This window comes from Candidatus Thorarchaeota archaeon (genome assembly GCA_013388835.1).
Taxonomy (GTDB): domain Archaea; phylum Asgardarchaeota; class Thorarchaeia; order Thorarchaeales; family Thorarchaeaceae; genus JACAEL01.
The window spans coordinates 1-26,592 of record JACAEL010000044.1 but is presented as its reverse complement, the minus strand read 5'-3'; the positions used below and the strand labels follow the sequence as shown (position 1 = coordinate 26,592).

Annotated in this window: 22 protein-coding genes and 3 tRNA genes; 17 read left to right on the top strand and 8 right to left on the bottom strand. The window is 54.8% G+C overall.

Annotated features, from left to right (window positions below; translation table 11 throughout):
- Positions 1-121 precede the first annotated feature (121 nt).
- The 3 genes from HXY34_08120 (at position 122) to HXY34_08110 (ending at position 4,570) form a co-directional block, all read left to right on the top strand.
- Positions 122-1,609: a proline--tRNA ligase gene (locus HXY34_08120; GenBank protein ID NWF96095.1), complete on the top strand. Its 1,488-nt coding sequence runs from the start codon at positions 122-124 to the stop codon at positions 1,607-1,609.
- A 175-nt stretch (positions 1,610-1,784) separates the two neighbouring features.
- Positions 1,785-3,992, top strand: coding sequence for a hypothetical protein (locus HXY34_08115; protein ID NWF96094.1), 2,208 nt, complete (start codon positions 1,785-1,787; stop codon positions 3,990-3,992).
- Positions 3,992-4,570: a YfcE family phosphodiesterase gene (locus HXY34_08110; protein ID NWF96093.1), complete on the top strand. Its 579-nt coding sequence runs from the start codon at positions 3,992-3,994 to the stop codon at positions 4,568-4,570. Before HXY34_08115 ends, HXY34_08110 begins: the two co-directional genes overlap by 1 nt.
- 3 nt (positions 4,571-4,573) lie before the next feature.
- Here HXY34_08110 and HXY34_08105 read toward each other — a convergent pair whose 3' ends face one another.
- The gene (locus tag HXY34_08105) at positions 4,574-5,209 is read right to left on the bottom strand and encodes a hypothetical protein (GenBank protein NWF96092.1); all 636 of its coding nucleotides are present in this window, start codon (positions 5,207-5,209) and stop codon (positions 4,574-4,576) included.
- Positions 5,210-5,311: 102 nt separating this feature from the next.
- Between HXY34_08105 and HXY34_08100 the strand changes: the two genes are divergently transcribed.
- Together HXY34_08100 and HXY34_08095 are read left to right on the top strand one after the other, a co-directional pair.
- Complete coding sequence (locus HXY34_08100; GenBank protein NWF96091.1) at positions 5,312-6,109, top strand: ZIP family metal transporter; 798 nt, start codon at positions 5,312-5,314, stop codon at positions 6,107-6,109.
- A gap of 154 nt (positions 6,110-6,263) precedes the next feature.
- Positions 6,264-6,431: transfer RNA gene (locus tag HXY34_08095), tRNA-Asn, on the top strand.
- 175 nt (positions 6,432-6,606) lie between these two features.
- Here HXY34_08095 and HXY34_08090 read toward each other — a convergent pair.
- A tRNA-Met gene (locus tag HXY34_08090) sits at positions 6,607-6,680 on the bottom strand.
- Between the two features lie 168 nt (positions 6,681-6,848).
- On the opposite strand from HXY34_08090, the gene HXY34_08085 reads away from it, so the two are divergent.
- The 6 genes from HXY34_08085 (at position 6,849) to HXY34_08060 (ending at position 12,154) form a co-directional block, all read left to right on the top strand.
- Complete coding sequence (locus tag HXY34_08085) at positions 6,849-7,307, top strand: thioredoxin family protein (GenBank protein NWF96090.1); 459 nt, start codon at positions 6,849-6,851, stop codon at positions 7,305-7,307.
- Between the two features lie 47 nt (positions 7,308-7,354).
- Positions 7,355-7,432 (top strand) — tRNA-Glu (locus tag HXY34_08080).
- A gap of 102 nt (positions 7,433-7,534) precedes the next feature.
- Entirely contained in the window at positions 7,535-8,512 is a 978-nt protein-coding gene (locus HXY34_08075) for a CHAT domain-containing protein (GenBank protein NWF96089.1), read from the top strand.
- Between the two features lie 20 nt (positions 8,513-8,532).
- A complete protein-coding gene (locus HXY34_08070; GenBank protein NWF96088.1) occupies positions 8,533-9,969 on the top strand; it encodes a hypothetical protein in 1,437 nt (478 codons plus the stop codon).
- Between the two features lie 124 nt (positions 9,970-10,093).
- Positions 10,094-11,320 carry a zinc ribbon domain-containing protein gene (locus HXY34_08065; protein ID NWF96087.1) on the top strand — a complete coding sequence of 409 codons (1,227 nt, stop codon included), beginning with the start codon at positions 10,094-10,096 and terminating at the stop codon, positions 11,318-11,320.
- Between the two features lie 99 nt (positions 11,321-11,419).
- Positions 11,420-12,154: an MBL fold metallo-hydrolase gene (locus HXY34_08060; GenBank protein ID NWF96086.1), complete on the top strand. Its 735-nt coding sequence runs from the start codon at positions 11,420-11,422 to the stop codon at positions 12,152-12,154.
- Positions 12,155-12,169: 15 nt separating this feature from the next.
- Here the strand turns inward: HXY34_08060 and HXY34_08055 are convergent, their stop codons facing one another.
- The 5 genes from HXY34_08055 to HXY34_08035 all read right to left on the bottom strand — a co-directional run bounded on the left by HXY34_08055 (position 12,170) and on the right by HXY34_08035 (position 17,728).
- Entirely contained in the window at positions 12,170-13,216 is a 1,047-nt protein-coding gene (locus tag HXY34_08055) for an inorganic phosphate transporter (protein NWF96085.1), read from the bottom strand.
- 7 nt (positions 13,217-13,223) lie between these two features.
- Positions 13,224-13,883, bottom strand: coding sequence for a DUF47 family protein (locus tag HXY34_08050; GenBank protein NWF96084.1), 660 nt, complete (start codon positions 13,881-13,883; stop codon positions 13,224-13,226).
- 254 nt (positions 13,884-14,137) lie between these two features.
- Complete coding sequence (locus tag HXY34_08045) at positions 14,138-15,913, bottom strand: alanine--tRNA ligase (GenBank protein ID NWF96083.1); 1,776 nt, start codon at positions 15,911-15,913, stop codon at positions 14,138-14,140.
- Between the two features lie 78 nt (positions 15,914-15,991).
- A complete protein-coding gene (locus HXY34_08040) occupies positions 15,992-16,375 on the bottom strand; it encodes a hypothetical protein (GenBank protein ID NWF96082.1) in 384 nt (127 codons plus the stop codon).
- A 450-nt stretch (positions 16,376-16,825) separates the two neighbouring features.
- Positions 16,826-17,728 (bottom strand): metallophosphoesterase, encoded by a 903-nt coding sequence (locus HXY34_08035; GenBank protein ID NWF96081.1) that lies wholly within the window; start codon positions 17,726-17,728, stop codon positions 16,826-16,828.
- An 84-nt stretch (positions 17,729-17,812) separates the two neighbouring features.
- On the opposite strand from HXY34_08035, the gene HXY34_08030 reads away from it, so the two are divergent.
- The gene (locus HXY34_08030; GenBank protein NWF96080.1) at positions 17,813-19,450 is read left to right on the top strand and encodes an FAD-binding oxidoreductase; all 1,638 of its coding nucleotides are present in this window, start codon (positions 17,813-17,815) and stop codon (positions 19,448-19,450) included.
- A 377-nt stretch (positions 19,451-19,827) separates the two neighbouring features.
- On the top strand, positions 19,828-21,375 hold the full coding sequence (locus tag HXY34_08025) for an MFS transporter (GenBank protein NWF96079.1): 1,548 nt from the start codon (positions 19,828-19,830) through the stop codon (positions 21,373-21,375).
- Positions 21,376-21,399: 24 nt separating this feature from the next.
- Here HXY34_08025 and HXY34_08020 read toward each other — a convergent pair whose 3' ends face one another.
- Positions 21,400-22,062: a class I SAM-dependent methyltransferase gene (locus HXY34_08020; protein ID NWF96078.1), complete on the bottom strand. Its 663-nt coding sequence runs from the start codon at positions 22,060-22,062 to the stop codon at positions 21,400-21,402.
- A gap of 362 nt (positions 22,063-22,424) precedes the next feature.
- Between HXY34_08020 and HXY34_08015 the strand changes: the two genes are divergently transcribed.
- Genes HXY34_08015 through HXY34_08000 form a run of 4 tightly spaced genes read left to right on the top strand, consistent with a single transcriptional unit; the run spans position 22,425 to position 26,412 of the window.
- On the top strand, positions 22,425-23,453 hold the full coding sequence (locus HXY34_08015) for a 4Fe-4S dicluster domain-containing protein (GenBank protein NWF96077.1): 1,029 nt from the start codon (positions 22,425-22,427) through the stop codon (positions 23,451-23,453).
- Positions 23,453-24,304: an FAD/NAD(P)-binding protein gene (locus HXY34_08010; protein NWF96076.1), complete on the top strand. Its 852-nt coding sequence runs from the start codon at positions 23,453-23,455 to the stop codon at positions 24,302-24,304. Before HXY34_08015 ends, HXY34_08010 begins: the two co-directional genes overlap by 1 nt.
- Positions 24,305-25,087, top strand: a complete 783-nt coding sequence (locus HXY34_08005) for a hypothetical protein (GenBank protein NWF96075.1) — start codon at positions 24,305-24,307, stop codon at positions 25,085-25,087.
- Positions 25,088-25,107: 20 nt separating this feature from the next.
- Positions 25,108-26,412 carry a Ni/Fe hydrogenase subunit alpha gene (locus HXY34_08000; GenBank protein ID NWF96074.1) on the top strand — a complete coding sequence of 435 codons (1,305 nt, stop codon included), beginning with the start codon at positions 25,108-25,110 and terminating at the stop codon, positions 26,410-26,412.
- Positions 26,413-26,592 lie beyond the last annotated feature (180 nt).

Sequence of the window (26,592 nt, the reverse complement as noted above, 5' to 3'; positions counted from 1 at the left end):
CCACAGCAAGACGAGAAACTAGGTGAATGCTATGCTAGGTGATTGCGTTCCGTATCAGTAGACTGTTGTTCTTCTGTCCTAGCCAGTTCCCGATGATTCTATCAATCCAGAGGAAGATGTCATGAGCGGGCGTGAAGAGAGGCCGGATGAGAAGGAGGAAGTGATCTTTCAGATCAGCAAGGAAGAGGACTTTCCGAACTGGTATTCTGAGATATGCAGGGTAGCCGAACTTGCGGACATCCGTTATGGTGTGAAGGGCTTCACACCATTCATGCCTTGGAGTGTCATGACCATGGAGATAATGTTTGACCTCCTCGAGTCAGTACTCCAAAGGAAGGGTCATCAGCCTATGATCTTTCCCACTGTGATTCCTGAGAGCAACCTGACGAAGGAAGCGGAGCATGTCGAGGGGTTCACTCCTCAAGTGTTCTGGATAAGCGAGATTGGCACAGGTGAGAAGCTTGAGGAGCGCCTCGCCTTGAGACCAACCAGCGAGACCGCGATATATCCGATGTACTCACTATGGATTCGAAGCTGGCGTGACCTGCCCCTCAAGAGGTATCAGCGCTGTTCGGTCTTCAGGTCCGAGGTGAAGAGCACACGTCCCTTCCTGAGAGGCCGGGAATTCCTCTGGATTGAGTCACACAACGTCTTTGCGACTTATGAAGAGGCCCAAGCACAGGTGAGGGAAGACCTTGAAACCACAAAAGAGGTGGTGACAGAGTACTATGGTCTTCCAGTCATGGTCTTTCGAAGGACCCAGTGGGACAAGTTTCCCGGTGGAGTTGATACCTTTGCCGCTGACACCCTCATGCCCGATGGCAAAGTGATACAGCTGCCTTCCACACACAATCTGGGCGACAACTTCGCCCGTGCATTCGACATCAAGTACCTCGATGATACCAACCAGCCTCTCTTTGCATACCAGACCTGCTATGGTCCCGCAATCTCCAGAATATACGGCGCGATGATCTCTATACACGGCGACGACAAAGGTCTGAGACTGCCGTACAAGCTGTCACCATATCAGGTTGTCATCGTACCGATATTCAAGAGCAACAACCGAGAGGAGGTCCTGAAGTACTGCCGTGCGGTGGAGAAGAAGCTCCGTGCCGGAGGTGTCCGCGTCTATCTTGATGACCGTGATGCCACGCCCGGGTGGAAGTACAACTGGTGGGAGATGAAAGGTGTCCCAATCAGAGCAGAGATTGGTCCGCGCGAGATGAATGAGCGGAAGGTCGCTCTGTTCCGTCGTGACCTGATGAAGCGTGAGTCAGTCCTCCTTGATGTCCTTGTAAAGCGAGTCAAGGCTCTCGGCGAGGAGATTGACCACTCACTCCGCAGAGCAGCTGAGAGCAGATTCGAGGGCCTAGTCGTCGACGCAGACACACTCAGTGCAGTTCAGGATGCTCTAGAGCGGGGGAAGATTGCGCGGTCCCCGTTCTGCACGACCGAGATGGACGGAAAGCCTTGTGGAGATGAGGTCAAGGACAAGACTGGCGGAGAGATTCGAGGGACCCGTATTGATGCTGACGAGTCCTGGGACGGAGTCTGTCTGGTCTGCGGTCGGCCGGCAAAGTCAGTGGTCTATATAGCACGCTCTTACTAGACATGTGCCTGAGGATACTATGCCGGGGCCGAGAGTGAGAAGCGATTGGCTAGGAGAGTCAGTGGACTCTCAGCCTAATGAAGGTGGGTGGTCAGCATACGGAGCTCCGAGAGTCAATGTTTTTAGGTTGACCTCCTCTCCAGCAGACAGCCACGGTGATACAGGGGAATCAACAATGAGCATCTCGAGTCTATCAGAGATACCGGGTGTGGGCGAAAAGCTCAAGGCCGCCCTGATTGAGCACTTCGGGACTGAGGCCGTTGCTCTCAAGGTGATTCTAGACTCTCGAGTGGACCTTGTGTCCTCTGTCCCAGGTCTGGGCGATAAGCAGGCCATTAACATCGTGAAGAGCGCCTTTGAGGTCCAGTTCGGCGCAAGTGCAAACATGATCCTGCGGAGCGGGGACATCCGCAAGATATACGACATGACACTGGAAATCATAAGGGGATATGCGAACACTGCATACGCACGAGACAAGCTCTTCCTGTACTTCCCCCTGCCACCGTCCAAGCTTGATGTCATCATGGAACGGCAGAAGTACTTCGCTGACGCCATGGAGATGGCAATGCACCTTACTGACGAACAGAGAGCAGCTCTCAGGAAGGACCTCAGTCAGATTCGGGCTCTCCTTCGGCGTACACAACCTCGTAGGCTACAGGGCAGAGTTGTGATAACGAACGACGATGCGGTGTTTGACAAACTCATTAACGAGGGTGTTGACAAGTGGTGTCCCGTCTATGTGCTGTCTGAGGGTGAGAAGGGGGCAGACTACTCTCAGGGCTACGACTTGGTAATCTATGTTTCACCAAGTGGATTCTATGACGAGTCTATGGATGCCCTTTCTAATGTTGAGATTCTTGGAAAGGAGTGGAAGATTGACGACATAGTTCCTGAGCGTACAGTCAGCTTCTATGCCCGGAACTACCGAGTTATTGAGGCTGCTGGTCGACTCGCCGAACTAATCAAGAGTGTGCCCACCAATGCCTCAGTAGAGACATTCGTCAGGGGCATAGACTTCAACAAGATCTCGGAAGTTGCGAGAATCATAACCAATCTGAACGAAGAGGGCGAAGTCGCCGTAGGTGTCGATGCAGACCTAGACCGTTACCGCAATGCAACCAAGACATTCACCACTGCCATCGCTGAGACCGAAGCATGGCTCAATGAAGAGATAACAACGCGAATCTCCAAGAGCAAGGTCACACTGGGCGGTCAGCAGATAATCAGTATTCTGCAGTCGATGGACCTTGACGGTGCCGACAGCGGCGCCCTAAGGAACATGCTTCCTCCTGACATAGTGGAAGTATTCACGAACACGATTCGTGAGGCAGAGGACAGGCTGATCAAGATGCTGGGACTCACCCCAAGAGAGGCGGAGTGGGTCACTGGCCTGATTAGTGAGGACTTGGCGCTCCCGGTCACATTAGTGCCTCAGCAAATCAACGACTTGGAAGACAAGCTCAGGCGGGCATATGCTGAGCGAGAGTTCAGACTAATCCGGAAGTTCGCTGGTCAGCTAGAGTCGTTGAGGCAGACGGTCAGCGATGCAGTTCACACACTCCTCGAGTTCGACCTGTTTCTTGCAGTCGGCCTATTCGGAGCCGACTACAGACTGACCACACCAGTCCTATCACTCGACTACACCGGTGTGGGTGTCCGTGGTGCTCGCAACCTGTTCTTAGTGGAGAGTATGCTGAAGGAGAAACACGGGGCAGTTCAGCCTATCGACTATGCCATCGGCAAGACGCCGGTGCGACCAGCTGGCACGAACGGTGAGAACTGCGCAATACTGTCTGGCGCGAACAGTGGTGGCAAGACGACGACAATTCAGACCCTCGCCCAAGTCGTCACACTAGCACAGGCTGGGTTTCCAGTGCCTGCAGAAGAGGCACATCTGAGGCCATTTGATGAGGTCTACTTCTTCTACAAGAGCCGTGGCATGGTCAGTGCGGGAGCATTTGAGACCACTCTGAAACAGTTCGCGGACATAGTCACATCCGACAAGGCCAAGCTGGCGCTCTTCGATGAGGTGGAGGCAATCACTGAACCCGGCAGTGCAGCCAACGTCATTGCAGGCCTGCTCGAGATTCTTCAGAGCGACCCCAACAGCTCGACTGTCATCTGCAGCCATCTGGCGAAGGAGATTAAGGCAGTCACACATGCTCCCGTCCGAATAGATGGTATCGAAGCACGGGGTCTTGATGAAAACCTTGAACTCATAGTAGACCGAACTCCCAGATTCGGGCATCTTGCCAGGAGCACTCCAGAACTGATTGTGGAACGTCTTGCAAAACTTGCAAAGGGCCAGAAGAGAGAGGTCTTTGAGAGAATACTTGAGCATCTGAGCCAAGCCCGTTCACCCACCCAGAGAGAGAGGTCTTGATGGCATTGAAGCGAGTCCTAGTGTTTGGTGACACTCACATACCGACTCGTGCGGACTCCATCCCGGAGTCCTTTGACTCACGCATCCGAAAGACTCACTACGACATGGCTCTTGTGACGGGAGACCTGGTGGAAGAGGCGGCCATGAGGTCAGTCTTGCCGCCTTTGCCTCAGTCTTTCATCGTGCAAGGAAATATGGACGTGGGCGCGCCCCGTGACTTTCACTGTGAAGTTACGGTTGATGAGCTTGTAATCCTTTTGCTGCATGGCACGGAACTCAGACCAAGAGGAAATATAGAACAGCTCTCTGAGATTGCAGCTCATGTCGGCGCCGACATCACGGTCCATGGGCATACACACGAGCCAACCGTAAAGCCACATGCAGGGCGGCTCTTTCTCAACCCCGGCACAGTGACAGGAGCCACGGGAGGTTGGGGTGGCAGAAAAGATGCGAGTTTCATTGAGCTGGAGATTGACCGGAGTTCTGTCAAGGTGACTCTCTACTTGACCAATTGGAAGACCGATAGAGTGTCCACCGCACTGTTCCGGAAGTCTAATGGCGCGATGACAAGTCTCTAGCGTTCATCTGTCGCTATCGTTTCCCCAAGGATCAGGACTCATGAGTCGTTCATATATCTTCTGGAGAATGACTGCAGCGCTGCGAAGTGCGGGACTTATGAGGCCTAGGACATTATCCCCCTCTTGTCTGACTCTCTTCTCCATTTCCGACTGTGTTCGAAGCACCCTGCTAAGAATCTCTGCCACTCTTGCATCATGTGCAGATGGTGGTGTTTCTCGTAGAGCTTGCTGTATCTCCTCTCGGGGGTCCAAGTCACGAGTGAATCTAAGAGTGGAGAAGAACCTGATTAGTGCGCCCCTGATTCTTATCTCAGTCCCAGTCGTCCCCGGAAGTCCCTGAGCGTACTTCACTGCCAGACTCCGAAGCCTCTGGGACACCACCGCTTGGACGCGCTCGGCCAGTTCGCGGTTTTGGCCACAGGAAATACCGACTCCTATCATGAGCATCCGAATCCTGTCCAGAAGGACCCCGGTAGTATCACTACTTGACTTTCCTCTCATTGCAGCGCGCCAGTCATCATAGGCGTTGCTCATGCGATGCAGTTCCAGTTCCGAGGCTCCAATCTTCGTATAGTCATCCTCGTGGATAAGTGGACACCACTCAAGCATCCTTGTGTGGTCATCATCGAGAGGTGACATGACTCTGCCACGATGCGGTGCCCTTTTCAGAGTTGTCGTCCTGTACTATCAGAGACACAGCACCGGAAGGAGTAAAACCCGCCTGATGCCCGACAGTCTCCTATGCAGGCCTTCTTTGACACACCGTTTGGCATGGGTTTCTTGGCCAGCCTGCTTGCAGGAGTTGCTACAGGCTTGGGTGCAGTCCCCATCTTCCTGAAGAATGACTTCAGCAGGCGGACCCTAGACGTAATGCTGGGATTCGCAGCGGGCGTGATGCTTGCTGCATCGGGCTTCAGCCTTCTTGTCCCCGCAATAGACGCCATAGCGCCTACCGGTGACTGGACTCAGGTAATCACAGTTGTTGGCTTGGGCTTCGTGCTTGGTGGGACCTTTGTCCATGCTTCGGACAAGTACATCCCGCATGACCACTTTCGCAAGGGACACGAAGGTCCTGCCTCCGGAATGACCCGCGTGTGGTTACTCATCTTGGCAATCACAATCCACAACTTCCCCGAGGGGCTTGCAGTGGGGGTCTCTTTCAGCACGAGTGACATAGCTACGGGCATCTCTGTGGCGGTGGCAATCGGTATGCAGAATGTGCCAGAGGGTCTTGCTGTCGCAGCACCCATGGTGAGGGAGGGCTACTCTAGGAGGTACGCAGCAGGAGTGGCACTTGTCACTGGTCTTGTGGAGCCTGTGGGTGGCCTGCTGGGCGTGTCGGTCATCACGTTGGCTGTCACACTGCTTCCCTACGGATTGGCGTTCGCCGCGGGTGCTATGGTGTTCGTCGTTGGCGATGAGATGGTACCCGAAAGCCATTCTGGAGGAAATGAAAGGCTGGCCACATGGGGGATCATGGTCGGCTTCTTCGTCATGATGACTCTTGACAACGTGTTCAGTTTTCTGTTCGGTGGATAGAACCGGGAGGTATACAAACCGTGCTACGGACTGGCGTCAGTCGACGCGAGTGCCTAAGGCCCGAGGTTGGTTGTAACAGCAGTCCAGAAGTCAGACTCTCACAAACCTCTCAACAGCAACGTTAATATTCGCACTTGGTCGTTTCCTCGCTTGAGCCGCCGTGGCTCAGTCGGTAGAGCGACAGCCTGTTATGCTCGGTCCGTCAATCGGCCGAGAGCCAGACAGTTGTAGCTCGTGACACTCCGTGACGGGCGACTTGTGGTCAGAGGTTCGAGGTACTGCTCGACTTCCGAGTGGTCCGAGAGCCCTCTCGGCGGCGCCATCTCATCTGGCTTCCTAATTCTCTTCGGGACTTTATGCAGTCTGACACGAAATCGACCATACTATCGATGACGGGCTTGTTGAAGGGACGGTCAAACGCCTTGCTGCGACGCGAAATGAGTCTGATTACATCACGGTTCCGCTGGAGTGCAGAGTGGTATGGAGAAAGATGAAGGTGGGCCCGACGAGACTCGGACTCGTGACGGACAGGTTATGAGCCTGCTGCTCTACCAAGCTGAGCTACGGGCCCGCGTTTGCGGAAGAGGACCAAGAAGTTTTGGATATTAACGTTGTGCAGAGTACTGTGCTGGTTCTGTACTAGTTCTCCAGAATCGTGTCGCTAGGACGCTGCTATCTTCGGACCTTAAATTCCTCCGCCAATACCACGGTCAAAGGAACGCGGTGCGTGTAGTCCCCAATGATCCTCTTGTTCAAGTCCAAGCATTGCATATGGTGCGACCTTGTAAGGGACATGCTCCAAGAGGAGTTGGTGTCTTTGGGCATTCAGGTCACCGTCGTCGAGGTTGACATCGAGCGCCAAGAAGTCTTCTCCGAGGTCTATGGTGTTCGAATGGTTCCCACTCTGATGTCGACAGCCCATACCCTGTGTGGCCTTCCTTCGGAGAGTGATCTCAGGTCTCTGTTACTCAGGGAGTCCACCGGTGATGCCTCGCTTGAGCCTGATGGTGCGTCCTCATTCCTCAGTAGCGCTATGCAGCTTCGCAGAGAGAAACCGCATGTGGCAAGCTCTGTCAGCAAGGAGAGAGAAATGCCTGTGTTGTCTCTAACTACAGAGAAGCAGATGGAGTGTTCTGCAGACAGGTTGAGCGGCAGCCCCCTACTCCGCACGAGGTGCATGGATACAGAATCTAGCTAATCGTTACATAACGTTAATAACAGCTAATTCGAGCATCCTCCCGCCAAGCCCCGGTGGTGTAGTCCGGCCCAGCATTTAGGACTTTCGCTCCTGCGACCCGGGTTCAAATCCCGGCCGGGGCACCATGCTCATCCCAATTTAATAAAAGATGTCGCTATGCTTTCAAAAAAATATAAGTGTATGGTCATACTACAGTGACGGTACGGTCGTGCCAGGGTTGAGAAGGGATGAGTAAAGAGAGACACACTCTCGCCGTGATCTATGTTGTGATTCCACTGATACTGCTGACCGCTTTCCTGCCCGTGATGGTGTACGTGCAGCAGCACGAGATGGCGATGCAGATGCAGCAGGACGTGCTCCTGTATCCAAAGGCGATACAACACAGCATGGGCCTCATGACCCCGGTGTCCTCGTCGGACGCTGTTCACAAGGACTACGAGGCCGTCAAGGCAGTCCTTGATCAGATACCTGATGCGTGCATATCTGACAAGCTCGCGGAGGGTGCGGCCGCCACGATTGCCAAGTTCCAGTCGTTCCTGTCAAGCACGGTCCGGCTTCATGTCGCTGCCCACGGGAACTGGTCTGCTGGAGAGTCCTCTGTTCAACTGTACGATGGTCAACTGAAGCGCTCTGAAGTTGTCAAATGGTCCTTCCAAGGATTCAGCTGCAGGCTCGTCGTTCTGAGCGCGTGCAACAGCATGGGTCACGACGGAGTTCAGGACAATAACCTGCCCACCGCCATCATGTCAAAGTCCGGAGTGCAACAGGTGATTGGCTACAAGGACATAGTCGATGCAGGTGGTGCAGCACTGTTCGCATCGCTGTTCTGGATGGCGCATCTGTGGCAGAATGGGGAGGACGGTGGCATACAGTCGGATGAGGCATACAGCCTAGCGAGAGATGGGATCCACCAGGTCATCTGTGATCAGGCATTGGCTGCCCTGTGGCAGAGCTTTGTCATTGGTGTGATTGTTGGAGCAATCAGCGCACTACTGTCTGTGATCTTTGGGCCTGCTGGCACATATCTCGGGATAATCCTCACCGCCATCGTTCAGTTATACACTAATGTATCATGGCAGACCTTTGTCAACGCGATGAACAGCGCCTACTACAATGTTGTCAGGTGTGGGCAGAGTGTCGACGGTCTGACCTACTGGAGTAGTGGTGGTGGCGGTGGCGGTGGCGGAGAGCCGCTGCCCTTCTAGATAGAGAGAGGCGCAACTGATTGACAGGACCACACCTCCTCAATGACCACCTGAGAGAGCGCTCTTGCCCGACTACGGACCGGAGGGTGGTCCTGTCAGTCCTCTTCCTCTGCACATGGCTTGTGTCTGCCTCGTTCACGTCAGTGCTCGTTGCAAACTGTGAGCCGTGTTGTCAACCTGCCGGGGACAACGAGCGACCACTACAGACACAGCCTTTCCAGCCATCCTCCTACCTGACCACGAGACGCGAGGCGATAGTCACCTACGTGAAGGCGCTACAGGCTCCGGAGGGGTACTTCCACGGGTGGCTTCAGGCCCCCCCGCCCTTCGAGCCTGATGGGACGCTGCCGGACTACAGTTCGCTTCGCGAAGCCTACGAGACCCTCAAGTACATCAATCGCACATCGTCTGTGGACTGGACGAGCAGCAGAGGCTTCGTGTCTGGTCTGATTCACAACGGGCTGCTCAATCTCACTAAGACTTTGGGTGCATCTGTTGGTACCTGTCTGGATGCGTTGACATTCGTCCCAGAAATCGGTCTGGGGTCGCTCATTGACGTGGATGCCAACGTTCAATACGTGCTGGGCCTCCAGCAGCCTGACGGTGGCTTCGTGTGGGACTACGGAGACCTCGGTAAGAGGTCTGAACTTGTCGCCACCTACTTTGCGCTCGACACGCTCCGTATCGCAGGCAGACTGCATGATGCTGACCTTGAGAGGGCGAAGGCGTTCCTGTCAGCATGTCACAACGAGAGTGCGGGATGGTACTCGAACGTTGTGGGGACCAAAGCGAACATCTTCGTGATACCGGCTGGCATCATGGTTGCGGACATGCTAGGAGTGCTTGATGAGACGAGCCGGGACCGGACCGCACAGTACCTCTTGGAGTGGTGGGACCCGGTGAGGGGCTGTGACATCACAAGGGACCTGCGCGTGACACAGCGGATAGCGTGGTCACTGGAACTGCTGGACCGCAAGGAGCTCATTGACAGTGACAAGATGGCCAAATGGGTGCTCGACCTGCAGAAGCACATGCATGGAGCGTTTGTCGGCTATCCGGAAGCGGACTTGGACCAAGAGAGGCTTGCCTGTGCCGTGGAAGCCACACACATCCTCTACATGTACAATGAGACCTACCGACTTGACGAGGACTTCTCGGTCGTCGAGGCGCCCGTCTGGAGTATTCCGCAGTGGTGGCTGGACTACATCTGCAGTGAGTGGGGCATCACACAGTGGGGCACCATCACCATCACCCCGAGCCGGACCTCGCCTGGTCCGTTCTTTCCGCTTCCTGACCTGTCCGCTGTGGTCGCCGGTCTGCCGTGGGTCGCTCTCGCAGTGGTGCTGGCCACTCCAGCCATATGGGTCTTCAACAGGAGGCGAGTCGAGTTGGAGCGACGGAGGCAGATGAGGCGAGCGCGGAAGCACCTGGGCCGGGGTGCGGCTCCTGAGCCCTGAACATGACACGAGCGAGCATCTGCGCGCTAAGGCATCGAGATGAGCATGTTGAAGTCCGCATTGTCACCGTTCACAAAAGCGTTAAAGGTCAGCGTACCCATGCCCCTCTAGGAGACGCATTCAGATGAGAAATCACTTGCCGATTATCCCCCTCCTGTTGGTGACTCTTTTCTTGTGGTCCGCGCTACTGTCACCTGTGGAGGCCCAACCTCCCGGCTGGAGTGGTGACGCTAACCTTGCCTTTCAGATGGAGATCAACGGTGTCTCTATCGCAGACTCCAACAGCACCAGTCCAATCTTCGTAGACCCCGCAGGGAGTCTTGTGATAGAGCTCAGAATTGACACGGGCGCCGACATAGTCCTAAAGTCGGGTGCCTTTGTAATGACCTACCTTGGAGTCCCGCTGATTAACCAGCCATTCTCCTTTGGTGTTCCCCTCCCATCGGGCACAGCACAGGACTTGCTCAACACCTCCATTCCACTTGGATCACTGCTCAGCATTGGTGGGATTACACTCTTTACAGGTACAATCACAGGTTACTTTGCCTTCATCTATGCCCTTCAGGCCACGCCCACCGCCAACGTGACCATCACGGATGACTTTGTTCTACACATTGGTTCAGGAGGCCTTGCCTCCATAGCTTCGGTTTCGGGTGCTATCACCGTGGGCTTTACGGCGATGGCGGTATTCAGCTTACTGTTGGCCCTTGACGACTTTCAGCAAGGGATACTCGCTGCTCGGAAGATGCGGAAGGGCAAGACCGCGGCGGGTGTGGGCATCTTTCCCGCTGCAGTCGTGCTGCGAAGGAAGCCCAAAAAGGATGCTGAGAAGGTGGGCAAGGAAGAGCTGGTCAGCAGAGTCAGCAAGGCTGCTAGCAGTTCATGGGATGGCAAGAGGTGTCCCAAGTGTGGCAAGAAATGGAAAGAAGGTGCTCAGTCATGTGCCAAGTGTGGCACGGACCATGCAGCTGCACTGAAGTACTTCTCAGAAGACATAGCCGAATACGCTCCCAGGGCGTTGCAGGTGGTCCGTCCCAAGTCGAAGGTACCAGTCGGAAGGTTCTCAAAGCGACTCCGACTCAACCCGCAGAAGGGTGGTGCTCTTGCAGCAGCACTGACTGAGATGGGGGTCTTTCAGACAAAGAGCGTTAAGGTGCCTCTGAAGAAGGTCGCGTTCTCCGGGATGACTCTGTCAGGCACATACTGGAGCTGGATGCAGATGTTCGGTGGTGCCGCCCCCTCTTGGATCGATGTACTGCTGTTGGCCACCGTAGGTCTCGCAGTGTCGGTATTCATTGGCTACTTCATGCTGTGGCTTGCAAGAGTGCCGCCACTTGGCTATGAGCAGTAGAGCGACTTGACGGAGGTGAACGATGACACCTCCGTCGCCACGACATTTTTCTGTGGGCGCGTCATATCATGCAGTGACTCCATGGCGAGGTAGATGACATTGGTCGTGTGGGAAAACGATGAAGTCCGGGTGCACGTACCATATAGCATAGCAGGTGTAAGCACCACTCTGGTTGTGTACTCCAAGTTCACGGGCAAGATGATGCTAATGGATGTGGGTGACGGGGCTCTACGAGACCTCGTTTCCACAGGACAGACGGACTTTGTGAAGGAGATAGACCTCATAGCGATAAGCCATGGCCACTTCGACCATGTAGGTGGGCTTCATGCCCTTCTCGGATTCATGAGGATGCTCAAGCGCAACTCTCCTCTCAACATTCTGTTTCCCATGGGCTGCGTTGAGGCCCAGACCATAGTCACAGGTTTCAGGACCGCATACAGAGAGTCGATGCCCTTCAGGCTCTTCTACCATGAGGTGGGTCGTGGTGCGGGGTTCGACACGGACTTCTTCAAGATACAGGCGATTGATGTTGAGCATTTTGGGCTCGAAAACACCCGCGAGTGCGACTCACCAATGCCTGCTCTTGGTTTTAGGGTGCAGGTCGGTCAGACTACGATAGCCTATACGGGGGACACTCGCCTCTGTCCTGCTGCCGAGACGGTAGTGCGGGGGGCGGATCTGGCTGTGATTGAGGCCACACATCAGGTCGCTCCCCAAGAAGGCCCCCGTGTGCATCTCACGGAGGGCGAGGCACGGCAGCTGGGGTCCCTTGCAAAGGAGTACTTGCTGATTCACAAGATGCCACCGGGCGTTGAAACGCAACAGCACCCATAATCGTAGCACTGATGTTCAGAGTCCCGGAAAGAGGTGGCAGAGGAGCACGAGCATACCCGCTGCAAGTAGCGCAGACAGCGGGACTGTTATTATCCATGATGTGACTATCTCCATCACCTGCTTACGCTGCAGTGGCTTGCTCTCCACCCATCCCACTGCAATCAATGCCGCGACCAGCACATGGGTTCCGCTCAGCGGAAAGCCGAGAAGAGTACCGAAGAAGAGGACTAGCGAGACTGATACACTTGCCGAGAGTGCTGTCGTGGGCGAGAGCGTGACGACCTCCGTGGCCAGCGTCTTGATGACCTTTCGACCAACCACTATGAGACCCGCTCCCATTCCAATGCCGCCCACAAGCAAGGGAATGTGGACTGCGGGGACGACAAGTGGTCCTATGTTGGCGGTCCCTTGAAACTCTGGTACTGAGACCAGTGGTGCCACCGCATTGGCAACATCATTGCCTCCTCTGCTGAGAGTCGTCCAGATGAGAAAGACCACCAATGCATAGGACGCGAGTTTCTCCTGCCTCTCTACTCCTGTCAGGCCCTTGACTCTTCGCTGTGTCCTTCGGATGACTGTTATGACTGCTGCACTGACGAGGAATCCGATGACTGGCGAGACGAGCCACCCCGCGAGTATCTCTGCAACTACCGCCCAACTCACCGCATTCACTCCCCAGTCGCCAGTCTCCACTACCGCTGCTATCAGGACTGCACCAATCACTGAACCAACGATACACTGAGTAGTGCTAATGGGGAGTCCTCTGGCAGCCGAGACCACGAGAAGCCAGAGTGACATTGCGAGGAGAATCGCAAGGACCATCGCAGTGGTCAGAGAACGGCCTCCAATGAGGTCTGAACCAACCTTCGCTGACACATTGCCGCCCAGTGAGAGCGCCCCAACCAGACTGATGCATGCGCCCAGACATACTGCGGTCCGGAGAGTCAGGACCTTTGACCCCACTGCCGGACTCATGGCCTCATCGTTGCTGCCTATCGCAAACGCAACCAGAAAGCCGAAAGCTAGCATCACCACTAGTAGCAGGACTTCCACGCCGCTCATCCCCATGCTACATGTACTTGACGACCAGCGTCCGTATGAAGTCTGAGACCTCCTCGGCAGCTATGGCCACCGCGATGATCTGCTCACCGAGGCGATGAGCGAGAAGAGCCTCGCTGAGGTCGACTGACGAGTTCATCAGTCGTTCCAAGAGGGAATAGTGCATGTCGCGGGTCTCTTCGCGTATCACCTCAATTCTCCTCGAGAGGTCCCATGCAGCCTTGAAGTCTGTGAGGATGTGCTTGATGGCGTCCTGCAGCAAGTCGGTGCAGTTCCAGCACTTCTCTGCGATTGCCTTTAGCCCGTCAGGAGGTGACCTTGACCTGATGGCACCAATCAGTTTCGCAGCCCGCTCGGCAGCGTCAATCACATCATCGATCCGCTTCACCAGTTCGTATCTCTCTTGGGTCTGCTGCGGCGGATACGCGTTCTTTGCAAAGATGCTCTCGACAATCTCGTCGACTATTGCATCGCCCTGACGCTCAAGCTGGACTATCTCTCCCTCTATTGTACGCGCCCGGTCCATGTCCCTTTCCGTCCAGCCGGTGACACAGTCAAACAGTCTTGCACTTGCCACTTGCATTGTCTTGGCCAGTCTGAGTAGCAGCATATCCGCCTGGTCCTGCAGGGCCTTGTCACCGAGGCCGAGAATCTTCGAGAACGCACTCACGACCATCACATCTCAGTTCATAGTGCATCTGCGTCTGTGCTGGGCGCCTAAGTCTGTTTCTGTGGTTGGGGCCGGCACAACAACTCAACACACTTCCATGTGACAATCACAGCTTGGACTGAGCGCCAGTCAAGATGGCATGGATAGGCCAGAGTGGCCGCATGGGGGTCTCGTGGTGATCTCGTGGGCGGCCCGAATCTCCTCAGAGGCCGGACTCCCTATACCGGCCCTGTGGTTGGTCCTCGCCCTTCCTATCACGGGAGAAGGACTGCCCTTATCCTCATGAGACCAGACCCAATACTCTCTTGGTCCTTGATCTTGAACTTCTTCAGGACACCAGTACGCTCAACGTGCGGCCCTCCGCAGACCTCCATGCTGAAGCCCTCCACTGAGTACACCGAGACCTCATCACCATATGTGTCCTTGAAGAACGCAAGGGCTCCCGCTGCAATTGCCTCATCGTACTTCATTACGGTCCGGGTCACTTTGCAGTCCGCCGCTATCACCTCGTTGACAAGGTCCTCGACTCGCTGTATCTCCTCGGGTGTCAGTCTTCTGAAGAACGTGAAGTCAAAGCGGAGCCTCTCCCGGGTGATGTTGCTGCCCATCTGTCTGACAGACTCGCCTAGGACCTTCCTCAGGGCTGCCTGCAGCAGGTGCGTCGCAGTGTGAAGCTTTGTGATCTCTTCGCTGTGGTCTGCAAGACCACCCTTGAACTTCCCCTGAGTCGCCGTCCTTGAGATGTCTCTGTGGTGCTCGAACTCTCTCCTGAACTCGTCTATGTCTATTCTTACCCCACTCTCTTCCGCTATCTCTCTGGTCATCTCAAGAGGCAGTCCGAAGCTCGTGAAGAGGACGAACGCGTCTTTACCGGTCACAGTACCGGTCTCATCAAGCGTCTGCTTCAGTTTCTTCAATGCCTTTCCCAGTGTGTTACGGAACTTTCTCTCTTCGTCGCGCAGGTTCTGCAGGACAAACTCTCGGTTTCTTAGGACCTCCTCGTAGATGTCCTTGTACATCTCGACCACAGTCCCAGCAAGGTCCTCTAGGACTCCTGCGGATATGCCCAGCTTGTCTGCACTGAGGATTGCCTTGCGGAGTAGTCGTCGGACTATGTACCCGTGCTCGACATTGGATGGTGATATCCTTCTGTCATCTGACATTATCATCACTGCAGACTTGACGTGGTCTGCGATAATCCGCACCTGGCGCATGTCGTATTCCGAGAACTCCTCCTTTCCTGATAGGGCCTTGATCTTGTCAGTCAGAGGTCTGAACAGCTCGGTGTCATATACTGTCGGAGCTCCCTGCAGCATTGCAGTGGTACGCTCGACTCCCATTCCCGTGTCAACATTACGGCGTCCCAGAAGAACGTACTTTCCATCCACCGTCTTGTTGTACTGCATGAAGACATCATTCCACACCTCGAAGTAGTGGCCGCAGTGGCATCCGGGTCTGCACTGTGGACCACACGGGGGGACGCTGTCAATCTCGATGAACATCTCTGTGCACGGGCCGCAGGGACCGACTAGTCCAGCGGGGCCCCACCAGTTGTCCTCCTTTGGAAGGAAGTATATCCTCTCCTCTGGGATGCCGAGCTCTCTCCATATCTGTGCGGACTCGTCATCGCGAGGCACGTCACCGTCCCCTGCGAAGACGGTCACTGACAGTCTTGCGGGGTCGAAGCCCAACCACTTCTTGGAGGTCAGGAACTCATAGCTCCATGAGATTGCCTCCTTCTTCCAGTAGTCGCCCAAACTCCAGTTTCCGAGCATTTCGAAGAATGTGAGGTGACTGGGGTCTCCCACGGACTCGATATCGGTCGTCCTTATGCACTTCTGGCAGTTGGCAATACGCGTTCCCTGCGGATGAGGCTGGCCCAAGAGAAATGGGACGAGCGGATGCATGCCTGCGGTCGTGAATAGTACTGTCGGGTCGTTTTCGGGCAGTAGTGATGACGAACCTATTATCTTGTGTTTCTTCTGCCTGAAGAACTCCAGGTACATCGCTCGTAGTTCCTTGGCCTTCACCGGGGGGTCTACCTCCCAAGCGTGCATTGGCTCACCGATTTTAACGCTTTCGAAGCAACTGTACCCGGGAAGTTACACTCATACCAGAATGATCCCGGACGGAGTCAGTCTGTACCTCCGGACTCTGCTGCTGAGCCATGGATACCTGTCAAGCCAGTCGAGAAACCTGTCGTTGGTCACTATGTCTGCGTACTTCTCCTGTGACATCCGGATTATTGCCAAGTCATCATTCTGCCCCCGCGACACCTGGATGATGTCTCCTGCAGATATCATTGCTTGCAGCTCGTCCGGTTCGTCCACATTGTGAATCAGTGCGGCTGACACCAGAACAAGTGGTCTATAGTCATTGTTCCTAAGGCTACGTATTGCAGCCCGCAAAGTCTGAACCTGAGGTATCCCACTCTGTGAAGCGGAATAGGCGATGTTGTTGCCATCGACGACCAAGACCTTTCCTTTTCCCACCTTCTCCTCAAGGCTACTGCTGTTTCTGCGACTGCGACACTTGAACACATGCTGGTCGAGAGTCTCTATATCGAAGAGACGGTCACAGTGCGGACAACGAGCTCTACGTGGCAGTGTTCTGGCCTCCACTTCTTAGTTCATAGACCTGTGCGCATATTAATCGAGTGCTGTTACATACAAGTGGTAACAAACTGTCTAATTGCAAAGCCAAAAATAGGTATTTGACAGTAATACTAACGGGCGTCCTCGCGCCCTGTAGATGCTCGTCCTCCCGGCGGCGTTGGACGGGGGCGGGGCGCCCCCCCTCTGTTCTCGTTCCTCTGAGAGCACCGCGACTGACCAGACTGCTTGTATCGCTTGCTAGCACTGGTGGTGTCCCTGACTCCCCTCCACTCGAATGCAGTAGGATGCCTGAGCTGGTGCATCTCTCTGACTGCTTGCTGACCTCTTCTAATCTGAAACGCCGTAGGGAAGCCCTTCGCATATGTCGCCTCGAACAAAGTCGAGCAGCTTGACCTCGCTCCCGTCAATATCAATGCAGGCTACTGCCTTTCTTGCAAACTCTGCAAGTCCTGCTTCCTCTGGCCTCCCGTATCCGACAGGGACTGAGACTGCTGTGATTCCGTTCAGCCGCACGACATTTCGTATATGCGAGTGACCGGATATTGTGAGAATCACCCTCTTGTCTTGCCGGAGAAGCTCCCCAGTGCTCCGGGCTCCCATGTATGCACTGAAGAAGTCCCAAGGCAGTCTGTCCTTGTATAGGGTCAGCTCTCGGAAGGGGAGGTGGTGCGACACGTACACGACGTGCTTTACATGTCTTGGCAGTGTAGAGAGGTCGTATGCAATCTTCCGGTTGAATAGATTCGTCGCCTCTACGTCTGTGAAGTCCCAGTCCACCTGAAACAGGTCGAACCATGTTGAGCCCCTGTACTCCTTCATCTCATAATTCCGAAGCGGAATGCCTAGTTCCTCGCGACGAAAGGAGTAGTCCGACCATCCAATTGAACCGATGAATGCCACATCCCCCATGACGTAGGACCCGTCCGGAAGATGAGTCCAGCCGGTCTGTCTGCAAGCCTCGCCAATCAGTCTCGAGTACTTTTCCAGTGACCCTTGATTGGTCTCCTTCTCGAACCAGATGTCGTGATTGCCAGCGACATATAGGCACGGTATCCCCATCGCAAGTGCCGACAGGGTCTCCCTTAGGACTGTCAGATGGCTGCTAATGTCCCCTGCCACCACAAGGGCATCAGGGCCCAGTTCCTCGATGCGGGTCTTCAGTTCTCTCAGTAGGCCTGCATCACTTCCGTCCGGTCTGACATGAATGTCGGAAACTGCCGCGAGTCTCATCTTGAAGACGACCACCCAATCCAATAGTTCATATCCTACACGCTGGTAGCATCTCAGAGTAAAAAGCTACTCGGAGGAGCTCTCTTGACCAACTGCATCACTGCAAGTGCTGTCAACAGTGCCGACCTGTCTAAGATGAAGCGAGTGACAGACCCGTCTGAGATCAAGGATACCTATGCGCTGTACCTTGATGACGAGTCGCATTCCTTTGACGGTGTGGCCGAAGAGATAGTGTTTCCCGCCACTGAAGAAGAGGTTGCTACTGTCCTTCGCCATGCCCAGCAGGCTGGACGACCCGTGACCGTTCAGGGAGGTCGAACAGGCCTGACCGGAGCAGCAGTACCGCTTGGGGGCATCATACTCAATCTGGAGCGGATGAACAGGCTCCTCTACATGTCCTATGACGAGTCCGGAGGCCTGTACTCTATTGGTGCTCAGCCCGGCGTGTTGCTTGAGGACTTGGTAAAGGTGGTTACGACGAAGCGGCTCGATTCGATAAGGGGGAATGGTACACCCGAGCAGGAGAAGGCTCTCCAGCGGTTCATGGCAGAGTCCACCGACTACACATTCCCCGTGGACCCCACCGAGACCAGCGCTTGGCTTGGTGGGATTGTGGCCTGCAACGCCTCTGGTGCGAAGACGTTCCGATATGGCGCCGTGAGGGAGTGGGTCCGCAGAGTCCGGGTGGTACTGATGAATGGCGACGTGCTCGACATTCACCGTGGCAAGGTGTTCGCAAATGGCGGCAAGTTCGAGGTGCTACTGAGTGACGGCAAGAAGGTCGAGATTCAGGTGCCATCATATGTGATGCCCAGGACCAAGAACGCAGCTGGGCTCTATGCAGAGCCAGACATGGACTTGATTGACCTGTTCATCGGTTCAGAGGGTATTCTTGGTGTCTTCACACTCGTCGAGCTGGGTCTACATCCACTGCCGGAGAACATGATGACAGTCATGGCCTTCTTTCCCAGCGAGGATGACGCGGTGGGCTTCGTGTGCGACGCGCGGTCTCCAGAATCTCCAATCCAGATGGACTTCTTGGAGTACTTCGACTCCAATGCGGTCACCATGATTCGTGAGAAGGCGGGTGCTGCAGGAATCAAGGTCCCCGCACTCAAACCTGACACCAGAGCGATTGTCTTCTTTGAGTTCCCATATACCGAGGCGGAGATGGAGGAGAAGGTAATGGCACTCGAGGAGGTCTTGAATCGACACAACTCTTCCTCCGAGTCCAGCTGGGCCGGCCTGGACCGAGCCGAGCTTGAGAAGATGAAGACGGTGCGCCACTTTGTTCCGGAGACTGTAAACGGGTTGATTGCCCAACGCAAGCAGCAGTTCCACGAGGTGCACAAGATTGGCACTGACATGGCTGTTCCAGACGAAGCCTTGCGGGACTATCTGGCGTTCTATCGCGAGACTCTTGATGCACAAGGGATGGAGTACGTCATCTTCGGCCACATTGGCAACAATCACCTCCACGTGAACATGATTCCGCGGAACAACGAAGAGGTCCGACAGGGGATGGAGAACTACATGCTATTCGCAAAGAGGGCGGTGGAGCTTGGCGGCACGGTGGCCGCAGAACACGGCATTGGGAAGCTGAAGCGACCGTTCCTTGAGATGATGTACGGACCAGAAGGCATTGCTCAGATACAGCGTGTCAAGCGAGTTATCGACCCACTGTGGTTACTGAATCCGGGCAACATGATCCCTGTCCCCTGAACGACACGCGTAGGCGCTCTTCTATGGCCCTGAGCTTGTCGTGCAGCTCAGAGTCCTCTCTACTGAGCCTCACTCTATCCCTGAGGCCAAATTCCGACCAGTACTGCTCCATTGCGGAGTCCAAGTCGGCGTGCCCTGACATGCACCGATGCACGCCGTCGCAGAGAGCATTGAACACCTCATCGCTGGTCATCTTTCGCAGTCTCACTCGTGCCCAGTAGTCACAGTTCCTTCCACGACAATGTCCCTTCACGAGCACGCACCAAGCCATATAAGAGGCACCTCTGACCTAACCCTGCGACAAACGCTCGGCATCTTAAGGGTTGTTCATTGTCCTCACAAAGGCTCTATTTGACAACACAATGGAGGAGTCCGACTTGGAGCCCGAACCAAAGGCACTCTCACAGGATGATACTGAGTTCGCTCTGCGGACACTGCTGAAGATCATGGTGGTCAGCCAGGTCAAGCTTACGCTCACAGAGGGCGTCTTCCTCATTGGATTCGCCATACTGCTGGGGGCTCCTGTGTACGTCATCGGGATTCTCGCAGCAATCCCGTCCTTTTCGCAGCTGGCTCAAGTCCCCGCCCTCTACCTGACCGTCAAATACAAGACGAGAAAGCCCATCAACGTCTACACGATCCTGTCCAGCAGGATTGCAATCCTGTTCATGGCTCTCATCCCATTCATATCGACGTCTGAGCTGGGCGTCCTTCTCTTCACGGTCCTTGTCGGTGTGCAAGCCATGTTCGTAGCCATTGGCTCGCCAAGCTGGAACTCATGGCTCAGAGACCTGGTGCCTCAGGACCGGATGGGCGTCTTCTTCTCAAAGCGCATGACCATCGGAGCTGTCGTGGCCGTGATTGTGTCACTCCTCGGTGGCTACTTCGTCGGCGTGTGGAACGCTCTGAATGTGGGACCTCCCGCATATGCCTACAGCGTGCTCTTTGTCACCGCCTTCGCCGTTGGTGTGATTACAGTCTACTACATCCATGTGCTTCCAGAGCCGGAGATGGCTCCTCCGGGACCAAGACCAAGCTTCTCAAGCCTTCTGGGAGAGCCCTACCGGGACGAGAACTTCAGGAACCTCATGCTCTTCTCCGCGACATGGAGCTTCAGCACAGCTCTCGCTGCTCCGTTCTTTGCGGTGTATCTACTCGACGGAAGCCTACTGAATGTGGGACTGCCAGTTGCCACGGCCCTGTCTGCTTCGACTCAGGTGATGAGCATACTCTTCCTCCGATTTTGGGGACGACTCTCAGACAGGTTCTCTAATAAGTCGGTTCTTCTTGTCACTGTCCCTCTCTTCATGCTAGGTACCTTCTTGTGGGTGCTGTCCAAGTATGCGAAGGGCACACCAGCCCTAATCCCCTTTCTGCTGCTGATTCATATCATAACCGGAATCTCTGCTGCAGGAGTGAACCTCACTTCCAGTAACATTGGCCTGAAGTTGGCGCCTCGTGGCGAGGCACAGTCGTATCTTGCTGCGCGAGGGATTGCAATAGCGGTGGCCGGCCTTGTCGCACCGCTTGTAGGTGGTGTATTAGCGACGTTGCTTGCAGACAAGACGCTCAGCATGGGTTTCGACCTTATCAGTGGCACTGACCCGACCCACCCTGACTGGCACATCCCAATCAAGCTGGACCTGACTGGGCTGGACTTTGTGTTCGTTGGATCCGCTCTACTGGGCTTCTACGCTCTCCATCGCCTCGCACTTGTCAAGGAGACCGGCGAGGTCGATGAGAAGATGGTCATAGAGGCCATTGTGTCTGAGACCCGAAGGAACGTCAAGACACTCTCCACTGTTGACGGACTACGCCACTCCATCTCTGTCCCGTTGTCTTCTATCAAGGTCGCTCTGAAACGGATGGGACATCAAGAGAAAAAGGACACATGCGCTGAGGATGACCGTGAACAGGTAGATTAGCTAGTAGTCTCAGACAGTCAGACGCTACTGAACCTCGATTTCAAGGAAGAGGCTTGAATCGTCCACCTCCACCAGTTTAAACTCCTGTCCGGTTGCTGAGCCCAGTCTGAAGAAGTCCTCCCGAGAGAACGTCTTGGCTTCAAAGCCGTCTTCACAGACAATCACCCCGTCATGTGTCCTCTTCCAGTCTATCTCTCCAATCAGTCCCTCATCCGCCTGAGCCTTGAACCAGTCGAGTCTCTCCTGCCAGAACTTCTCCGAGTATGTCGAGAAGAGACACAGTCCCCCCGCTCTCGTGATGCGTACACTCTCCCGAATGAGATGCGAGGGGTCGACTCTGAAGGCTGAGATGCCATTCTGGATGCAGACGACAACGTCAAAGCAGCGGTCAATGAAGCCCGTACTGACCGCATTCATCTGGGCAAGGCCGTATTCACCAGCAGCTCGTCCATCCAGCAGGCTGGCGAGCGATGTGTCAATCCCGACAACTCGTCTGGCGGAGTTCTTCAGTCTTGCGAGCACACGACCATATCCGCAGCCAAGTTCCAACACATCTTTAGACTCACCAAGACGTTCCAGCACATGGTCAATCTCAGCATTGAGATACTGCTGCACTCGGGGGGAGGCTATCTGATAACACCTCCTCAAGCGGGACGCAGCCAGTCTGGCTCCATAGTAGTCTCTCATGCCACTCGTGCAGGTTCACACCCCGGTGCAGAGTAGGTTGGTGGACGCAAGCAAGGGTTCTTCTTTGTTGGGGGGTGGTGACATTGGTAGACTTATCACCATGAGGTTCCTTGCGAGCAGCCCACCAGTGCTATCATTCGGCCCTCTACTTCAAAAGTCTTCTGAAGTGCACTGATGCACATCTGTACTGAAACTCACTCAGGATGTTACCATGCTGTCCGACTATCGACAGTCAAGACGGTTCCGCTGTGTGACTTCAATCAGAAGAGAATCTCGTGAACGTGTGCGCGTACGTGCAATAGGGTTAATTAGGGGACGAGGTGGACGCCCTTCGGCGTAATCACTGACACAGGTGCATAGCAGTGCGCATCATCAAGATGTACAAGAAGTTCCTCGAGCCTTTCCTTGAGTGCTTGGGGCAGTTCGGCAGGCTCTACGCTCCAGTCAGGAAGAATGGAGTCCTGACGTATGGTCCCATAGAGAGCATCAGTGAAGCTGTCTTTTCTGATGAGCATCCTCTGATACCCATCAAGAAGCTCTTTCACCCGATGAAGTTCGACATGTTCAGGTTTGGCGAGTCTGGTTTTCAGCCTGACTACTCGATGGTGGAGAAGCGGGTGATAATTGGAGTTCACCCGTGTGAGATTCACAGTCTTCTCCGACTTGACGATGTCTTCATGGCCGACCCTCCGGACCCGTACTACTCACAACTGAGGCACAACAGTGCAATCCTCGGTTTCTCCTGCATGCCTACTGAGAACTCGCTCTGCACTTCCACCGGGACCGACATAGTAGAGGAAGGATACGACCTGTTCTTCATTGACCTGGACCAGTTCTACCTGGTATGGGTTGGGTCAAGTCTCGGCCATGACATGATCCTGTGCCATGATGAGTTCTTCGAGGACGAGGTCACACACGAAGACATCGCCAAGTATGTTGCCTGGCGAGAGAAGAGGAACTTGGCGTTCAAGAAGTCCTTCGCCTTTCGTAACATGCCAGACTTGATGGAGCTCAGCTACAACTCGGAGATATGGGAGCAGTTCGGTAAGAAGTGCCTCTCTTGTGGCCAGTGTTCCATGGTCTGTCCAACGTGTAACTGCTATGACACCACCGATGTGCTAGACGTGAGCAACAAGGTGAGTGGACGACGCGAGAGGATGTGGGACAGCTGCATGTTTGTAGACTACAGTCTGGTTGCTGGAGGTCACAACTTCAGGGCCACTAGAGCCGATCGACTGAAGCTCTGGTACACGCACAAGCTGAAGACCTTCGGGAAGGAGTACGGTCGTCCCTCCTGTGTGGGATGTGGACGATGCGTAGACACATGTCCCGTGGACATCAATGTCCTGACTGTTTCACAAGCGCTGTCTGCAAGGGAGGTGCCCAAGTGATGAGCGTTGAAATCGGTATTGAGAATCCATTCCAGCCTGAAGCTGCCAGAATCGTGAGGCAATACGACCTGATAAAGGACCATCGCTTCTTCCAAGTCCGATTCCTAGATGTCAAGAGGGCAATGTCGTTCACCTATAACCCCGGTCAGTTCCTCATGTTGTCGCTGCCCGGTGTCGGTGAAGCACCGTTTTCGATATCATCCACGCCAAGCCGACCCGGGATTCTCGAGATGGGTGTCAGAAAAGTGGGGAAACTCACAGAGGTGCTGTTCACCAAGAGTGACAATGACATCATCTATATTCGCGGCCCGTATGGTAATGGCTTCAGACTGGACCAGATGCGAGGCAAGGACCTGATCATCGTTGCTGGAGGTCTCGGAGTCATCCCCCTGCGGTCCATCCTATACTATGTGCTCGACAACCGTGACGACTTCGGGCAGCTCTTCTTCCTCTACGGGGCAAGGCGACCTGATGAGATCCTGTTCCAGACCGAGTTCTTCCAGCTGAAGGACCGACGGGACATAGAGTGTTTCTACACCGTTGACAAGGTGGACGGTGGCAATTGGACCGAGAATGTCGGTGTGGTCACAACACTGTTCAAGAACCTGCCCAGACTCGACCCACTGAAGCTCAACGCGGTCGTCTGCGGTCCTCCTGTCATGTACAAGTTCGTCATAAAGGAACTGCTGAACCTGAAGATCCCCAAGAATCAGATTCAGCTATCACTCGAGAGGAAGATGAAATGCGGTGTAGGTAAGTGTGGACACTGTGCACTTGACAACCTCTACACATGCACGAGTGGACCTGTGTTCACTTACTGGGACACCATACACTTCAGGGAGTTGATCTAGATGGCAAAGGTCAAAGATACTCCAGTTCAGAAGCCGAGGATTGGTGTGTACGGCTTCACCGGTTGTGCCGGTGACCAGCTCATTCTGATACACACGGAGGATGAGATACTGAACCTCTTCGCCGCCGCGGACATCAGGTCATTTGTGATGGCCTCAAGCAACCCGCCTGAAGGGGACCTAGACGTGGCGTTTGTTGAGGGTAGCATCAGCACTGAAGAGGAGCGCGAGCACATTCAGGAGATTCGGAAGAGGGCCAAGATACTGGTTGCAATAGGCAACTGTGCGGTGAGTGGTGGTCCACAGGCTATGTTCGCAAACGATGGCAGCTTTGCCAAGCGTCTGAGGGACGTATACGGTGAAGTGAAGTTCATCACGGACCCTATCGAGGCCGCGCCAATCGATGCGCATGTGACGGTGGACTACTATCTGCCGGGTTGCCCAATTGACTCGCAACAGGCCTTCGCGCTCATATCCCGGTTGCTGCATGGGGCGGATCCTGAGCCCTCCTTGCATCCTGTCTGCCACGAGTGCAAGCTTCATGAGAACCGCTGTCTATTGCTGGACAAGAAACTCTGTTTCGGACCGCTCACGAAGGGTGGCTGCGGCTCTGCATGTCCGAACCATGGTCTGCCGTGCGTGGGCTGCTGGGGTCCACAGGCGGATGGCAACTTCCGACAGCACTTCGAGCTCCTCCAGAGCTTTGGACTGAGCAAAGAAGAGGTGTTTCGCCGTATCAAGAACTATGGCGGTCACAAGATACTGGAATTCATCAAGGACATCTAGACACAATGGAGGTACACTGAATGTCAAAGAAAGAGAGTATTCACATTGAACCGCTGGCGCGTGTCGAGGGCCATGGCGGCATAAAGGTTGACATCAAGGGTGGGAAGGTCACCGATGTCAAGGTTGACATATTGGAAGGGCCCCGCCTCTTTGAGACCTTCGTGATAGGAAAGACCCCTGAAGAAGACCTCAGTCTTGTGCCACGAATATGTGCGATATGCAACCTGTCTCACAAGTTTGCCAGCCTGCGAGCTCTGGAGAAGTGTCTGGGCGTGAACATTCCAGAGGTCACTCAGGAGTATCGTCACCTGATGCACCACGGGGAGATGATTGAGAGCCACAGTCTCCATGTGTTCTTCCTTGCTCTTCCCGACTTCTTCGGCTACGACAATGCTGTTGCAATGGCTGCTGAACACGGAGAGGTCGTCAAGAAGGCACTCCAGCTCAAGAAGTTTGGCAACAAGGTCATGCGCACAATGGGTGGAAGAATGGTTCACGGTGAGAACCCCATTTTGGGCGGATTCGGAAGACTGCCCTCGCGAGAGACCCTGCTGGAGCTGAAGGCCGAGGCCGAGGAGCTTCTGCCCTTTGCAATGCAGACTATCGATATCCTTGCAGGGCTGGACATTCCGGACCACATGGAACGTGAGACCCAGTTCCTCTGCATGAAGCCCCCCCATGACGGATACGACTACTACGGCGACATCATTCTCACATCGGATGGAAAGGAGCACAGCGTCGAGGACTACAAGAAGGTCATCGTAGAGCGAGTGGTTGGGCACAGCTTTGCAAAGCGCAGTACGTACTTGGGCAAGCCCTTCACTGTCGGCGCCATTGCCAGGGTGTTACTTCTCGGCAAGCGGTTCAAAGGCAAGGCTGCTGAGGCGTACAAGAAGCTCGTCAACCCGAGATGGTACAAGAACCCGCTGTACAACAACTTTGCCCAGGCCATCGAGATGGTCTTCTCGCTGGAGGGCATAATCGAGACCGTTGACAAGATCCTCCAGATGGAGACTCCCGCGATTGCAAAGCCGACGAGACAGAGTGGATCAGGGACAGGCGGCGTCGAGGCACCAAGAGGTACTCTCATTCATCACTACGAGATCAAGGATGGTAAGACAGCCGCTGCCGACTACATCACACCGACTGCGATGTTTCTCGATGATGTTGAGGCATTCATCTGGAAGAGTGGTGAGACCCTCCTGCAGAGGCGTCAGACCGAGAACCTTGAGTTGCAGTTTGAGATCATCGCCAGGTCCTACGACCCGTGTATCAGCTGCAGCGCTCATCTGGTGACCGTCAACTACCTCGACTCGGAAGACTAGCCTCACTGCACACGCTGCATTTCTGCGTGCAGCAGAGAGCCCTGCCTGTTCATCAGGCGGGCTCCCACCACATAATGCTGCCGCCCGGTCACCTAGCACCTCCCGTACCCTGTTCTGCAGGTCAGCAGGCATTCATTGCATCAAGCATATGAGTGTGACATCTCTGACACAGTCCTATTC

What these genes read in the sequence shown, in the direction of transcription:
- HXY34_08005 (NWF96075.1), top strand. Translation starts at nt 24,305, where the DNA reads ATGGCAAAGGTCAAAGATACTCCAGTTCAGAAGCCGAGGATTGGTGTG.
- HXY34_08110 (NWF96093.1), top strand. Translation starts at nt 3,992, where the DNA reads ATGGCATTGAAGCGAGTCCTAGTGTTTGGTGACACTCACATACCGACT.
- HXY34_08115 (NWF96094.1), top strand. Translation starts at nt 1,785, where the DNA reads ATGAGCATCTCGAGTCTATCAGAGATACCGGGTGTGGGCGAAAAGCTC.
- HXY34_08075 (NWF96089.1), top strand. Translation starts at nt 7,535, where the DNA reads ATGAGTAAAGAGAGACACACTCTCGCCGTGATCTATGTTGTGATTCCA.
- HXY34_08020 (NWF96078.1), bottom strand. Translation starts at nt 22,062, where the DNA reads ATGAGAGACTACTATGGAGCCAGACTGGCTGCGTCCCGCTTGAGGAGG.
- HXY34_08100 (NWF96091.1), top strand. Translation starts at nt 5,312, where the DNA reads ATGCAGGCCTTCTTTGACACACCGTTTGGCATGGGTTTCTTGGCCAGC.
- HXY34_08120 (NWF96095.1), top strand. Translation starts at nt 122, where the DNA reads ATGAGCGGGCGTGAAGAGAGGCCGGATGAGAAGGAGGAAGTGATCTTT.
- HXY34_08105 (NWF96092.1), bottom strand. Translation starts at nt 5,209, where the DNA reads ATGTCACCTCTCGATGATGACCACACAAGGATGCTTGAGTGGTGTCCA.
- HXY34_08010 (NWF96076.1), top strand. Translation starts at nt 23,453, where the DNA reads ATGAGCGTTGAAATCGGTATTGAGAATCCATTCCAGCCTGAAGCTGCC.
- HXY34_08035 (NWF96081.1), bottom strand. Translation starts at nt 17,728, where the DNA reads ATGAGACTCGCGGCAGTTTCCGACATTCATGTCAGACCGGACGGAAGT.
- HXY34_08055 (NWF96085.1), bottom strand. Translation starts at nt 13,216, where the DNA reads ATGAGCGGCGTGGAAGTCCTGCTACTAGTGGTGATGCTAGCTTTCGGC.
- HXY34_08065 (NWF96087.1), top strand. Translation starts at nt 10,094, where the DNA reads ATGAGAAATCACTTGCCGATTATCCCCCTCCTGTTGGTGACTCTTTTC.
- HXY34_08085 (NWF96090.1), top strand. Translation starts at nt 6,849, where the DNA reads ATGATCCTCTTGTTCAAGTCCAAGCATTGCATATGGTGCGACCTTGTA.
- HXY34_08000 (NWF96074.1), top strand. Translation starts at nt 25,108, where the DNA reads ATGTCAAAGAAAGAGAGTATTCACATTGAACCGCTGGCGCGTGTCGAG.